Below are 13,581 nucleotides of genomic sequence, written 5' to 3' on the forward strand. Positions count from 1 at the left end.
CGGTCAGCCGCCAATCGCGTGCAGTGCCGCCGCGGGCGCGTGCTGCAGGGCCTGCTCCAGATCGGCGATCAGGTCATCGGCGTCTTCCAGGCCGACATGCAGGCGCAGCACGGCGCCAGCCTGATCCCATTGCGCGTGGTCAGCCAATCTTTCGGGCGCCACCACGGTGACCAGGCTTTCGTACCCGCCCCACGACGCGCCAATCGCGAACAGGCGCAAGGCATCGGCGACCCGTTCCGTGGCGTACTGATCCGCGCCTTCCAGCACGAATGAAACGAGCCCGTTGGCGCCCGAGAAATCCCGCCGCCACAGCGCGTGGCCCGGGTCACCGGGCAATGCCGGATAGAACACCCGCCCAACGCCCGGCTGCGCCTGCAGCCACTGCGCCACGCGCGTGGCGTTACGCTGGTGCTGGGCCATGCGCACCGGCAACGTGCGCACGCCGCGCAGCGCCAGGTAAGCATCATCGGCACCAATCGTGAGGCCGAGCACATCATGTGCAGCGGCAATACGCGCGGCCACGGCATCGGTGCGGGCAACAACCGCACCCAACATCACATCGGAATGCCCCGCTACGTACTTGGTGGCCGCCAGGATTGAGATATCGGCGCCTGCATCGAGCGGCCGGAAGAGAATGCCAGACGCCCAGGTGTTGTCTGTGGCCAATGCGATGCCGTGCCGTTGCGCTATTCGGGCGATAGCACGCAAGTCGTAGATTTCATAGAGCAGCGACCCCGGCGATTCCGTATAGATCAACCGCGTGTGCGGCCGGATGGCCGCTTCGAGTTGCCCGTCGCGCGGGTCCACATACGTCAGTTCGATGCCCAGACGTTGCAGCAGCCCTTTGTCGAGCCGCCGCACGGGCGCATACACGCTGTCTGTCACCACCACGTGGTCGCCGGGCGACAACAGCGCCAGGAACGTCAGCGAAATCGCCGACAAGCCGGACGGCACAAGAAACGCGCGCACGCCGCCCTCCAGTGCCAACAATGCGTCTTCGAGCGCGCGGTGTGTTTGAGAGCCGTGGCGGCCGTAACTGGCGATGTTTTCGCCGGCCTTGCGGCGCGCGTACACGTCGTGCTGCGCGGCGGTGCTGGCATGGCGAACGGTGCTGGTGCGCTCCACCGGCACGTTGACGGGCGCGGTGCCCTGCACGAACGGGGGGCTGCCAGCGTGAATGATGCGTGTTGCAAGAGAATCCGAGGCATCCGGCGCGTTGGAATGGGCGTCGATGGAAGAGCGTGTCATGCAGGCCTCGCGCGTTTCTGAAGGCGCCCATGTTAGGCATGCCGGCCCGCGCCCGAGAAGGAACGGATGCGTCTAACCATATGCAGGATGCTGCGTTGGTCGTGCGCTGCCGGCGCCCTACACTGAGTGCTTCATTGATCCGCTTTGAGCTGCCATGAGTCTCGCCCAACAACGCGACCGCGCGGTCCACCAAACCCTCGTCGCCATCCGCGCCATTGCCGCGCAAGACGGCATTACGCATGCATCGCTTGCACGCATTGCCGATCGTCTGCAGGAACTGGCCGCGCAAGAAGCGCTGTTCCCGCTCGATGCCTTCCCACCGCCCGCAGCCGGCGATGCCGATGCCTCCAGCCGTTACCTGCTGCATGCAGAACCGGATCAGACCTTCGCGCTGTACCTGAACTCCATCAACCCGGGCAAGACGACGCCGCCCCACAACCACACGACGTGGGCGGTCATCGTTGCACTCGAAGGCCAAGAGTTGAACCGCGTCTACACACGCACCGACGATGGCCGCGACCCGGAGCGCGCCACACTTGCCCTGTCGCGCGAAGTCGTGGTGCAGCCCGGCACGCCCATCACCTTCTTGGATGACGACATCCACAGCATCCACGTGGTGGGCAACGCTCCCACCCGCCACTTCCACCTGTATGGTCGCGCGCTGGAAACGCTGACAGGGCGTGTCGGCTATGACCTCGCCACCGGCCGCGTGCTCAACTACAACCGCAACTACATGAACGCGACCAAGCAGGCCGCTTGATTGTCCGCCTCAAGCCGGGACGGCCGGCCTGCGTCCCAGCAGGTTATGTCCGCTTTCGGCTGGCCGCACCCGTTTGACGCGGCATGCGACCCAACGCCGGCTCGAGCACAGGCGCATGGTCGCCGAGAAAGTCCCACAGCCGATTGGCGACAGGCCCGTGCGGCCGATCTCGCCGGCGGGCGACCGCTAACTCCTGCACCATGCCGGGAAAATGCCGCCCCGCAATCGACAGCAATGTCCATTCGCGCAATTCCGCATCGATCAGGAAACGCGGCAGGTGCCCCCACGCCATGCCGTGGAGAATCAGTTCTTTCTTCATCAACTGGTCGGGCACGGCGCACTGCGGCGCCCCGTCGATGACGTAGTGGGATTGCTCGGGCGGGTTGCGTGCCGAGTCGTTGATGACGCACTGCATGAAGCGCTGCATCTGCTGCGGCGTGATCGACGATGTGATGGAGAACGGCAGAAAGCCCGGCGCCACTACCGGCACCATGGCGATCTTGCCAAGGCCGATCCACTCCATGCGCACGTCCCCTTTCGGCACGCGGTGGACGATGAGGTCGGTGTCGTCTTCCAGTAAGCGTTCCCACGGCCCGGTAACGGCTTCGAACTGCAATTGCAGCCGCGTCTGCGGACACTGGCCGAAGAATTGACTCAGCAGTGCCAGCACGGGCAGCAGCGGACACAGGTCACCCAGCACCACGCGCAATTCGGCCTCCTCGCCCATCGCCAGCTGCTTTGCGTGGGTTCGCAGTTCATCGCTCTCGCGCAGCACTGACTGCACCTTGCGGTGGAAGGACCGCCCCGCCTCCGTCAACCGTACGCGATAGCCGCTGCGGTCCAGCAGGCTTAAACCGAGTTGGCCCTCCAGCTTGGCAACCGCCGCAAAGACAGAGGGGTGCGAGCGATGCAGCCGCTCAGCGGCCGCCTGAAAACTACCTGCGGTCACCACCGCATCGAAGCACTGCAGTTCATGAAGCGTAAAGTTCTGCATTGTCGGCAAAACCTACAAAGTTCGTCCAAACTTTATAGTATCCACCAACCGCTTCGGCTTCTAGGATGACGGCATCTCAATCTTTTCTACCGTCTTTCCCAGGAGCCCAACATGACCACTCGCAACGACCTCTCCTTCATCACCACCGGCGACGGCACGCGCATCGCCTATCGCTTTGATGGCACCGCCGGCAAGCCCGTCCTGCTGCTGTCCAATTCCATCGGCACCGACCTGCACATGTGGGACGTGACCGTGCCGCGCCTGGCCGAACACTTTCACGTGCTGCGCTACGACGCCCGCGGCCACGGCGCTTCGGATGCGCCAGCCGGCGGCTATTCGATCGATCGGCTCGGTCGTGACGTGGTGGAGTTGCTCGATGCATTGGGCATCCAGCGCGTGCATATGCTCGGGCTGTCGCTCGGCGGCATCGTGGCGCAGTGGCTGGCGATCCATGTGCCGGAACGCATCGACCGTCTGGTCCTCTCCAACACTGCCGCGCACATCGGCCCGACGCAGTATTTCGACCAGGCCATTGCCGAACTTCTTCAGGCCCCCGACATGCAGGCGACGGCCGAAACGTTCCTGCGCAACTGGTTTCCAGCACGCATGCTGAAGGCACGCGACGCTGCTGTCGAGCCATTCCGCCGCACACTGCTGGCAACGCCCCGTGAAGGCATCATCGGCGGCTGGGCGGCCGTACGCGATGCCGACCTGCGCCGCACGATCGCGCTGATCACGCATCCGACGCTCGTCATTGCCGGCCAGCACGACACCGTGACGTCTGCCCGCCATGGCGAGGAAATCGCCGCTGCCATTCCGGGCGCGCAATTGCGCCTGCTTGACACCGTGCACCTCGCCAACGTGGAGTTGCCCGAAGCGTTTCTTGAAGCCGTTCTGGATTTCCTGGGCGTGCACGAAACGGTCTGACGCGTTGATACGGCATCAACGCAGCATCGACATGCGGCAACCCAGCCGGTTAACATGGCGGCCATCCAATCGATGTGCCGCCTGCCATGTCCCGCGTCAAGAACGAAGACGAATTCGAGTTGCGCCGCGAAAGTGTGCTCGACACCGCCGCCGAAGCCTTTGCGGCCGACAGCTACCCGAGCGTGTCGATGAACCAGCTTGCCGCTGCGTGCGGCGGCTCCAAATCGCGCCTGTATCACTATTACGAAGGCAAGGAAGCCATCCTGTTCGACCTGCTCGACCGCTACACGCGTCGGCTTGCCGATCTGGTTGAACGCGCCCAGAGCGACGCACGGCACGCCAAGCTTTCGGCGCGCGCCACGCTGCATCTGCTGATCCGCACGTTCCTGGCCGAATACGCCACGTCGCGTACGCGGCATGTGGCCCTGCTCAATGACGTGAAATACCTGGCGCAGGAGCAGCGCGACGTCGTGCTCGCGCGCGAGCGTGACGTGGTGGCCGCGGTGGGCCGACAGCTGGGGGCCGCCTACCCGAACAAAGTCGACGATGCCAATCGCACGCCCATCACGATGATGCTGTTCGGCATGATGAACTGGACGTTCACCTGGCTCAAACCCGACGGCCCGCTTTCCTATGAGGGCTATGCGGAAATGGTGATCGACATGCTGGAGAACGGGCTGGGCGGGCTCGGTGGGCTGGGCGGCCCTGACGGCAAAAAGGGCTGACGTTCAACGCTCGTCGTAGCTGACCACCACGCGCTGCGTGAGCGGCCGCGCCTGGCAGGTCAGCACAAACCCCTGCTGGATCTCCCAGTCTTCCAGCGTGAAGTTCTTGTCCATCTCCACCCGCCCCTCCAGCACCTTGGCACGGCAGGTACAGCACACGCCGCCCTTGCACGCATAGGGCAGATCGAGTCCCGCACTCAGCGCGCTGTCGAGCACCTTGGCGTCACCCGCCATGGGCACCTCGTGCGATTTGCCGTCTAGCACCACCGTGAGTGCCACATCGCCCGCCACTGCGGCATGCGTGCGCGGCCTGGCCGCTGCCGCCGCATCGCCCACGGGCACACCAAAGCGCTCGGCATGCACACGGTCGCGCGGCACCCCGTGCTCGAGCAGCGCGGCCTCCACCGCATCAATCATCGTCGACGGGCCACAGATGAAAGCGGCATCGATATCGTCCGGCGGGATCAGCGTGTCCAGAAAAGCGCGCGCTTTCGCGCCGTCGAGCCGCCCGTTGAACAGCGCGACGTCCTGCGCCTGGCGCGACAGCACGTGATACAGCGCAAAGCGATCGAGGTAGCGGTCCTTCAGGTCTTCGAGTGCCTCACCAAAGATGATGCTGTCGACGCTGCGATTGCCGTAGACCAGCGTGAAGCGGCTCTGCGGCTCCGCAGCCAGCGTCGTCTTGATGAGCGACAGGATCGGCGTGATGCCGCTGCCAGCTGCAAAGGCCACATAGTGGCGTGCGCTTTCGGCTGCGAGCGGCACGTAGAAGCGGCCATCCGGCGGCAGCACGTCGAGCGTCTGGCCCACGCGGATGCGATCGTGCAGATGGTTGGAAAAGACCCCAGCATCGACACGCTTGACTGCCACACGCAACTCGCCGTGCGCGTCGTAGTCTTGCACGGCGCAGCAGATCGAATACGAACGCCGTAGTTCTTCATGTCCGGGCAATTGGCCCGGCGGCACGCGCAGTGTCAGGAACTGACCTTGTGTAAAGCGGTATGCCTCCCGCAGTTCATTCGGCACGTCGAAGCGCACGGAAATCGTATCGGCCGTTTCGCCGCGCACTTCAGCAACGCGCAAAGGATGGAATTGCGGAGTCATGGCGTTCGCGCCCAGGGGAGTGGTTGGCGGGGTCGGGGTCAGTAGGGCTTGAAATAATCGAACGGCTCGCGGCACGCGCGACAGCGGTACAACGCCTTGCAAGCTGTTGAACCGAAGGCGGAAATGAGCACCGTATCGTGCGACCCGCATTGCGGGCAGGCAATCTGCTCGGCCTGCGCTGGACGCGTGAGACGAATCGGGCGAGCCCCGCCCTCGTCCGCCACGTGCGCCGGCGGCGCAATACCAAAGTCACGCAATTTGCGCTGCCCTTCCGCGGTGATCCAATCCGTCGTCCATGCCGGCGACAGCACCGAACGCACGCGATACGCACCCACGTCTGCCGCTTGCAAGGCATGGCTCACGTCATCGGCAATCTGCTCCATGGCGGGGCAACCCGAATAGGTGGGCGTGATCGTTGCCACCAAGGTGCCGTCTTCGTCGAGCTGCACATCGCGCAGGATGCCTAGTTCGGCAATCGTCACCACGGGAATCTCCGGGTCGGTGACGGCCTCCAGCGCCATGCGCGCCCGCTCCAATCGCTCGCTTACCACGATGCCCCCGGATACTGGCGCGCCAATCCCTGCATCTCGGCCAGCAGATAGCCCATATGTTCGGAGTGCACGCCGTGCTTGCCGGTGCTGACATACGGACCCGGCTCGGGCCAGCGCAGCGTGGCCTCGTCCAGCGCGTCGCGCACGGTGGCTTCCCATGCGTCGCGCAGGTCGGCTGGACGCACGCCGAAGCCAGCCTCGGCTGCGGCCATTTCAACGTCGTCCGTGGCAAAGAACTCGTTCGTGTACGGCATCAGCCAATCGAGCGCGGCCTGGGCACGCGCGTGCGACTCGTCCGTGCCATCACCGAAGCGCACGAGCCAGTCGCGCGTATGGGCGAGGTGGTAACGCATCTCCTTCACCGATTTGGCGGCAATGGCGGCCAGCTCGGGGTCGGTCGAACGCGTCAACGCTTCCCATAGCGGCACCATCAACGCGGCGTACAGGAAGTGGCGGACGATGGTGACAGCGTAGTCGCGCGTCGTCGCCGATGTCGCGACCAGCGGCCCGGCATGGGGCAGCTCGAGGAGCGTGTAGTTGCGGAACGCGGGCTCGGCGCGCCAATAGGCGTAGTCGTCTTCCGTGTGCGGTGTGCCGGTGAGCGCGCCTTCGATCTGCCCCGCGTGCGTGTAGAGCAGCCGCGCCTGCCCGATCAGGTCAAGACTGAGATTGGACAACGCAATGTCTTCTTCCAGCACAGGGCCATGGCCGGTCCATTCCGCGTTGCGCTGGCCAAGGATGAGTGCGTTGTCGGCCAGACGAAGGATGTATTGCAGATGCGCGTCGGAAGTCATCGCCGCGGCTCACATGTGGTTGACTTCATCGGGCAGCCGATAGAACGTCGGGTGCCGATAGATCTTGTCGGCCATCGGGTCGAAGAGCATCGGCTTGTCGTCGGGTTCGCTGGCAGTGATGGCCGCCGACGGCACCACCCAGATGGAGACGCCTTCCTGCCGGCGCGTGTAGACATCGCGCGCCATCTGCAGCGCCTGCTTGGCGTCCACGGCGTGCAGGCTGCCGCAATGCTTGTGCTCCAGGCCCTGCTTGCTGCGGATGAACACTTCCCACAGCGGCCATTCGTGTTGATGCATGGCGGGCTCCTCCCGGTTCAGGCAGCTTGTTGGCTGGCGGCGGCGCGTTGGGCCTGCTTGCGTGCGTAAGCAAGCGCAGCCTCGCGCACCCATTCGCCCTCTTCGTGTGCGCGCTTGCGGGTGGCAAGGCGCTCGCGGTTGCACGGGCCGTGACCATCGAGCACGCGCTTGAATTCGGACCAATCGAGCGGCGAGAAATCGTAATGGCCACGCGCTTCGTTCCATATCAAGCCGGGGTCGGGCAGCGTCACGCCGAGCACGCGCGCCTGCTCGACGGTGGCATCGACAAAGCGCTGCCGCAGATCGTCGTTCGAGATCCGCTTGATGCCCCAGGCCATTGTCTGCGCGCTGTTGGGCGATGCGGTATCGGGCGGGCCGAACATCATCAGCACCGGAAACCACCAGCGGTTGACGGCTTCCTGCACCATGTCGCGCTGTGCCTGCGTGCCGCCCATCATCGTCAACAACGATTCATAGCCCTGACGCTGGTGAAACGACTCTTCCTTGCAGATGCGGATCATGGCGCGCGCATATGGGCCATACGAACAGCGGCACAGCGGCACCTGGTTCATGATGGCCGCGCCATCGACCAGCCAGCCAATCACCCCCACGTCTGCCCAGGAGAGCGTCGGGTAATTGAAGATCGACGAATACTTCGCCCGGCCTTCGTGCAGCGCGTCGATCATCTCGTCGCGCGAACTGCCGAGCGTTTCTGCGGCGGAATAGAGATAAAGGCCGTGGCCCGCTTCGTCCTGCACCTTGGCCAGGAGGATGGCCTTGCGCTTGAGCGACGGCGCCCGGCTGATCCAATTGCCTTCCGGCAGCATGCCGACGACCTCGGAGTGCGCGTGCTGCGAAATTTGCCGCAGCAGCGTCTTGCGGTACGGCGCCGGCATCCAGTCTTGCGGCTCGATTTTTTGGTCGGCCCCGATGCGTGCATTGAAGCGCGCCTGCAAATCGGCTTCGCCTTGAGAGGCGGCGGCCAATTCCTGCTCCGTTGGCAATCCGCCGGGTTGGTCGAGGCTTTGGGTGTACATGCGATCCTCCGACCGCTTGCGCGGCATGTGCACGGCACGTCATGCGCACCGTGTTTTGGATGGATCGATTATAAACCGTCCGACCGGTCGGTCAATAACGGGTTTCACCGCATGCCTTGTTTCAGACATGCGGTGCGCTCCCTTCGTTGGTCCTTTCTCGGTGACTCAGACTGGCGCAGCCGAGGATGCTTCGGCCTGCGCCGGTCCGTGCGCGCGCGTGCGCACGAACACGCCCGCCAGCACCGAACCGAGCAACGCTGCTACCGCGCCCAGCAGGAACGCGAGATGGTAGCCGCCATTGAGTGCTGTCGTGGCATCGGCCCCGGCCACAGCCAAACCTTCGGTGCGCGCTGCCGCCAGACTTGCCAGGATGGCCAGGCCCAACGCACCTCCCATCATGAACGACGTATTGACCACGCCCGACGCCAGACCGGATTCATCGGGCGCCACATCGCTCATGGCAGCCAGTAGCACCGGGTTGAACGCCACACCGGCGCCCAGGCCAAGCAACAACATGCCCGGCAGCACGTCGAGTACAAAGCTGCCGCCCGCAGGCGCGCGCGCAAACAGCACCAGCCCAATGCCGGCCACCAGCAAACCCACCGAGAGCGGCGCGCGAATGCCAAAGCGCATCACCAGCTTGGCCGACAAGCCCAGCGAAAACACCGCCATGATGATGTTGGCTGGCAGGAATGCCAGCCCCACCTGCATGGCGCTGTAGTCGAGCACCCGCTGCATGTACAGCGCCGAGATGAAGAACCAGGCGAACATCGCCGCCGCCCACAGCACGCCCACCACGTTGGCAGTGGCCACGTTGCGCAGCGCGAACATACGCAGCGGCATCAGCGGATGCGACACGCGCGATTCGATCACCAGGAACGCAATCATCAACGCAATGGCAATGCCCAGCTGCGTGAGCGTCTGCGTCGATGTCCAACCGGCTTCGTTGCCGTGCACGACGGCGTACACCGCGAGCATCAGCGATGCGGTCACGGCAATCGCGCCTGCCACGTCCAGTTTTGTGCGATCGGCCAACGGCTTGCCCACCGGCAGCAACGCCACGCAGGCGGCGTACACCGCCACGCCAATCGGCAGGTTGACCAGAAAGATCCAGTGCCAACTCAGCGTGCTCGTCAGCAAGCCACCAAGCAACACGCCGATGCTGCCGCCGCCCGCACAGACAAAGCCGTAGATCCCCATTGCCTTGGCGCGGTCCGCCGGCGAAGTGAACAGATTCATGATCAGCGACAGCGACACCGCCGACACCACCGCGCCGCCCAGCCCCTGCACGGCGCGCGCCGTAATCAGCAGCCCTTGCGAATTCGCCAGCCCGCATGCGGCGGACGCCAGCGTGAACAGCGTCAACCCCAGCAGGAACAGCTTGCGATGCCCGAACAGATCACCCAATCGCCCGCCCAGCAGCAGGCAGCCGCCAAAGGTGAGCATGTAGGCGTTGACCACCCATACGAGGGAGGTTTCGGTAAAACCCAGGTCTGCTTGGATGGACGGCAGCGCAACGTTCACGATGGTCGTGTCCAGCACGATCATCAGTACGCCCAGGCAGAGCACGATGAGGGCAAGCCAGCGCTTGCGTTCGTCAATGCCATGCGTCATGGAATCACTCCTATGATGGGCTGGCGCGCCTGAATGGCGCTCAGGATTGTGCAGCCGATTTGAGATTGGCGAGACCGGCTTCAAAGTCCTTGCCGATCATGGCGTCCATACTGAAGAACAGGCCCATCACCTTGGAGATGAATGGGCTTGGGCCATACATTGCCCAGGTGACGTGCGTCACATCGCCGGCAGGCTTGAGCGTGAATTCTGCCGTGTTGTGCGCTTCGAACGGTTTCAGGAAATCCAGCTGAATCTGGATGCGGCTGGGCAATGCTGCATCGACGATCTCCATGCGCCCTGCCCCCACTTCCCGCGAGCCATCCCACGCATAGTTCGCGCCTTTGCCACTGACAGGCCCGCCATAGGTGCGCTTCATCGCCGGGTCACGCTTCTCCCACGGAGACCACACCGTCCAGCGGTGGAAATCGTCGATCAAGGCAAACACCTTTTCAGGCGGCGCCTTGATGTCGATCTCGCGTTGCACACGGAAGGTGTCCGGACGCGTGGCCGCAAAACCCAGCACAGCAACAATCGCGACAACGATGACGATCGCAATGATCTTCAGCATGAAGAACGCTCCAACAAAGGGGGCAGCAGGTGAATAGACGCCTTTGCGCAGGCCATGCAAAGGGTCGCGGCGAGAACAGCCGATCATCACCCGGGGGGTGGTTTCGTTGATATTGGTAAGGCCCCGGTAATCGCGCAGTCTAGCACCGGGCCACGGCCCTGCTCCAAGGCAGGCCGACTACGAGTTTGCGTAGAACGGCCACCGTGCGGCGGCCGTTTTCATACGCACGGCCATTACATCGGCTTGGGCGCGATCACCATCCAAGTGATGCCAAAACGATCGGTCACCATGCCGAACGCGTGGGCGAAAAACGTTTCGGACATCGGCATCGTGACGTGGCCGCCGTCGCCGAGTGCCTTGAAGGTACGCTCCGCAGCGGCGTTGTCGGCCACGCTCACCGACAACCCGAAACCCTTGAAATCCGTCTTGCCGCCGGCCATGCCGTCAGATGCCAGGATCTGGGTTTCGCCAACGCGGAAGGCGGCGTGCATCACCTTGTCGAGCGGGGGCGCCATGCCGCCACATTGCTCGGCAGTGGGCTGCGCGTCCTTGGGCGCATCCTTGTAGTGCATCACCACATCGACCTTGGCGCTGAGCGTCTTCTTGTAGAACTCCAGCGCCTCTTCACAACGACCTTCGAAGAACAGATACGGTTGAACTTGCATCACAACTCCTTGAGGTGGACTTGGGGGACTGCAATACCGCGCGCTGGCTACGTCCTCACGCGGTGGGGGGAAAGCGCTTCTTGGCTTGGTCGAAGAACTCAACTGCACGCCGTCTCGGGTACCGGCATGGGAACCGAGGCGTGTTCATGAACCACCAGCCAGCGCCCATCGATCTTGCGAAAGCACACGGTGGCGCGCGTTTGCGCATCGTGCTTTGCACCGTCTCGATACCGCGCACGCAGGCGGTTCACGCTGAAGCAATAGGCCAGGTCGCCACTCACCTCGAGGTGCAATTCAACGAAGTGGAAATCCGCCTGGCCATCCAGCGCATCGAACCAACCCTGCCAGTTACGGCGATACGCCTCTGCGCCTTTCACAAACAACGGCGGCATGACGTCAAACACGACGACGTCCGGCGCGTAGTGACGCATCACGGCATCGATGTCCTTGGCGCGAACGGCTTCTGCCCACGCCTCAATCAGGCTGCGCAGCCGGGATGCGTCGTCCACGGCCTCGCTTGCGTTTGTCATATGGACCTCCTGAAAGCGCTTGGCATCCTGCGTAACAGCGCCTAGTGTTGATTTGTGAACACTGTCCACAAACGATAGCAGACATAATGAACAGTGTCCACATCGCTTTTGCGGAGTTTCATCGCATGACCCAGGAACCACCCCGCCCGCCCGTGCGCGCAACGTACCGCCATGGCGACCTGCGGCGCGCGCTGCTCGACGCCGGCATTGAACTCGCACGTGCCGGCGGGCCGGAGGCCATCGTGTTGCGCGAGGCCACCCGCCGCGCAGGTGTCGCGCCAAATGCCGCATATCGTCACTTCGCGGGGCGGCTCGATTTGCTGCAGGCGGTACGCGCAGCGTCACTCGCGGCGCTGGCCCGCGCCATGGAGGCCGAACTCGAATCCATCGACCCAACCTGGCCGGCGGACGCACAAGCACGCGCTTCACTGCGCGCAATTGGTGTGGGTTACCTCCGTTTTGCGCAAATGGAGACCGGTTTGTTCCGCACCGCCTTCGCCGTACCCGATGAGGTGGAAAACGACGCCGACCCCGCCAAGGCGGGCGATAGCGGACGCAACCCGTTTCAGCTGCTGGGTCTTGCGCTGGATCGCATGACTGCCGCTGGCGTGCTACCCGCCGAGCGCCGCCCCGGTGCCGAATACCTTGCCTGGTCTGCCGTGCATGGGCTCGCACTGCTCATCATCGACGGTCCGTTGCGCAGCCGCCCGCCGGAGCAAACCGGCGCCATCGCCCTGCGCGTGGTCGAAATGGTGGAGAACGGCCTCTAGAGCGCGCCATGTGCGCGCAGCGTCTTACGACATGCGCAACGCTTCGTTTGCCTGCACAAGCTTCAATGCAACGATGACAGCCTCGCTGCACCCGCTCACCCCGCGGGTGCATGCCCCATCAACCGGAGCGACCCTCCGCGACGAGGATGTCAGCATGACCCAAGCCCATCTCGAAACCATCGGCTCAGCACACACGCGCTACGGCGCCGCGCTGGAAAAAGACCTGTTCGACCGCGTTGCCGCCGTGCATGCGCCCCACCTGCCACCCGCACGCACGGAACCGCCGCGCGACGCACAAACAGCGGAAGAACTGGAAGGCGTGATTGACTACGCAGTGTGGAACGCGGCGCACGACCTTTTCATCGTGCAACTGGCCAGCGCTGGGTTGGACCGGCTGTTTCGCAATGAGCCCGACTTCCAGCTCGCACTGTCGCGCCAGATCGGCGATGACGGGTTCCACGCAGTGGCTTCGCGCGAGCGCATTCGCGTGCTGTCGGGGCGCGATCAGATCGAGCGCATCGTCCGCGATGTGCGCCACCACTGGGATGTTCTGGGCGACTACCCACTGACCAGCCAGGCCGCGTTTCTCGCGTGGGAATTCCACTACGAGCATCACATCCTCGCGCGGCTGCAAGTCAATCGACGCACGTCGCGCGTGCTCGATCTTGCCAACCGCGACTTTGCCGAGAACCGCATCATGCCGGACGAGGAGGTGCACCGCATCCTCATCACCGAGTGGTGGCACCGCAAGCTCGATGCGGCATCGGACAGCGAGCGCGAGCAGCTCGTGGGTCAAGTGCTCGAAGCCGACGACAAGCTGCAGGTGCTGCTCGGTGATTACCTGCGCGAATCGTGGGCGTTGAACGAACGCGCAGCAGGCATCGACACGCGCAACTACGTGCCGCTGTACGACGCATGGCGGCGCGAGATTCTGGGCGTATTGCTGCAACGCTCTGCCGACGCCCTGCCGGCCCTCACCAGCCTCGGCACCTGATCG

General features: G+C 64.0%; 16 protein-coding genes. 5 read left to right on the forward strand and 11 right to left on the reverse strand.

The window, feature by feature from the left end; genetic code table 11:
• Positions 1-3: 3 nt before the first annotated feature.
• Positions 4-1,248 carry a cystathionine beta-lyase gene (gene metC / locus N5B55_RS21225; protein WP_178960865.1) on the reverse strand — a complete coding sequence of 415 codons (1,245 nt, stop codon included), beginning with the start codon at positions 1,246-1,248 and terminating at the stop codon, positions 4-6.
• Positions 1,249-1,402: 154 nt separating this feature from the next.
• Between metC and N5B55_RS21230 the strand changes: the two genes are divergently transcribed.
• The gene (locus N5B55_RS21230) at positions 1,403-2,008 is read left to right on the forward strand and encodes a cysteine dioxygenase family protein (protein WP_039376217.1); all 606 of its coding nucleotides are present in this window, start codon (positions 1,403-1,405) and stop codon (positions 2,006-2,008) included.
• A gap of 43 nt (positions 2,009-2,051) precedes the next feature.
• Here the strand turns inward: N5B55_RS21230 and N5B55_RS21235 are convergent, their stop codons facing one another.
• Positions 2,052-3,002, reverse strand: a complete 951-nt coding sequence (locus tag N5B55_RS21235) for a LysR family transcriptional regulator (RefSeq protein WP_304539962.1) — start codon at positions 3,000-3,002, stop codon at positions 2,052-2,054.
• 111 nt (positions 3,003-3,113) lie between these two features.
• Here N5B55_RS21235 and pcaD point away from each other — a divergent pair, with 111 nt between their 5' ends.
• Complete coding sequence (gene pcaD / locus N5B55_RS21240) at positions 3,114-3,929, forward strand: 3-oxoadipate enol-lactonase (protein WP_304539963.1); 816 nt, start codon at positions 3,114-3,116, stop codon at positions 3,927-3,929.
• An 86-nt stretch (positions 3,930-4,015) separates the two neighbouring features.
• Positions 4,016-4,654: a TetR/AcrR family transcriptional regulator gene (locus N5B55_RS21245; RefSeq protein ID WP_304539964.1), complete on the forward strand. Its 639-nt coding sequence runs from the start codon at positions 4,016-4,018 to the stop codon at positions 4,652-4,654.
• A 3-nt stretch (positions 4,655-4,657) separates the two neighbouring features.
• Here the strand turns inward: N5B55_RS21245 and paaE are convergent, their stop codons facing one another.
• From paaE to N5B55_RS21290, 9 genes are all read right to left on the reverse strand, one after another.
• Positions 4,658-5,758, reverse strand: a complete 1,101-nt coding sequence (paaE, locus tag N5B55_RS21250; RefSeq protein WP_304539965.1) for a 1,2-phenylacetyl-CoA epoxidase subunit PaaE — start codon at positions 5,756-5,758, stop codon at positions 4,658-4,660.
• Positions 5,759-5,796: 38 nt separating this feature from the next.
• The gene (gene paaD, locus N5B55_RS21255; RefSeq protein WP_304539966.1) at positions 5,797-6,279 is read right to left on the reverse strand and encodes a 1,2-phenylacetyl-CoA epoxidase subunit PaaD; all 483 of its coding nucleotides are present in this window, start codon (positions 6,277-6,279) and stop codon (positions 5,797-5,799) included.
• A 23-nt stretch (positions 6,280-6,302) separates the two neighbouring features.
• Entirely contained in the window at positions 6,303-7,103 is an 801-nt protein-coding gene (gene paaC, locus N5B55_RS21260) for a 1,2-phenylacetyl-CoA epoxidase subunit PaaC (RefSeq protein WP_304539967.1), read from the reverse strand.
• 9 nt (positions 7,104-7,112) lie between these two features.
• A complete protein-coding gene (paaB, locus tag N5B55_RS21265; protein ID WP_004635034.1) occupies positions 7,113-7,400 on the reverse strand; it encodes a 1,2-phenylacetyl-CoA epoxidase subunit PaaB in 288 nt (95 codons plus the stop codon).
• Between the two features lie 17 nt (positions 7,401-7,417).
• A complete protein-coding gene (paaA, locus tag N5B55_RS21270; protein WP_304539968.1) occupies positions 7,418-8,437 on the reverse strand; it encodes a 1,2-phenylacetyl-CoA epoxidase subunit PaaA in 1,020 nt (339 codons plus the stop codon).
• 165 nt (positions 8,438-8,602) lie between these two features.
• Positions 8,603-10,051: a DHA2 family efflux MFS transporter permease subunit gene (locus tag N5B55_RS21275; protein WP_304539969.1), complete on the reverse strand. Its 1,449-nt coding sequence runs from the start codon at positions 10,049-10,051 to the stop codon at positions 8,603-8,605.
• Positions 10,052-10,091: 40 nt separating this feature from the next.
• Entirely contained in the window at positions 10,092-10,619 is a 528-nt protein-coding gene (locus tag N5B55_RS21280; RefSeq protein ID WP_304539970.1) for an SRPBCC family protein, read from the reverse strand.
• A gap of 233 nt (positions 10,620-10,852) precedes the next feature.
• Entirely contained in the window at positions 10,853-11,284 is a 432-nt protein-coding gene (locus N5B55_RS21285; protein ID WP_009239862.1) for a VOC family protein, read from the reverse strand.
• 98 nt (positions 11,285-11,382) lie between these two features.
• Positions 11,383-11,814 carry a YybH family protein gene (locus tag N5B55_RS21290; RefSeq protein WP_304539971.1) on the reverse strand — a complete coding sequence of 144 codons (432 nt, stop codon included), beginning with the start codon at positions 11,812-11,814 and terminating at the stop codon, positions 11,383-11,385.
• A gap of 125 nt (positions 11,815-11,939) precedes the next feature.
• Here N5B55_RS21290 and N5B55_RS21295 point away from each other — a divergent pair, with 125 nt between their 5' ends.
• Positions 11,940-12,584, forward strand: coding sequence for a TetR/AcrR family transcriptional regulator (locus N5B55_RS21295; protein WP_009239864.1), 645 nt, complete (start codon positions 11,940-11,942; stop codon positions 12,582-12,584).
• Positions 12,585-12,738: 154 nt separating this feature from the next.
• Positions 12,739-13,578, forward strand: a complete 840-nt coding sequence (locus N5B55_RS21300) for a hypothetical protein (RefSeq protein WP_304539972.1) — start codon at positions 12,739-12,741, stop codon at positions 13,576-13,578.
• Positions 13,579-13,581: the final 3 nt, after the last annotated feature.

It is taken from the genome of Ralstonia pickettii, assembly GCF_030582395.1.
Taxonomy (GTDB): domain Bacteria; phylum Pseudomonadota; class Gammaproteobacteria; order Burkholderiales; family Burkholderiaceae; genus Ralstonia; species Ralstonia pickettii_D.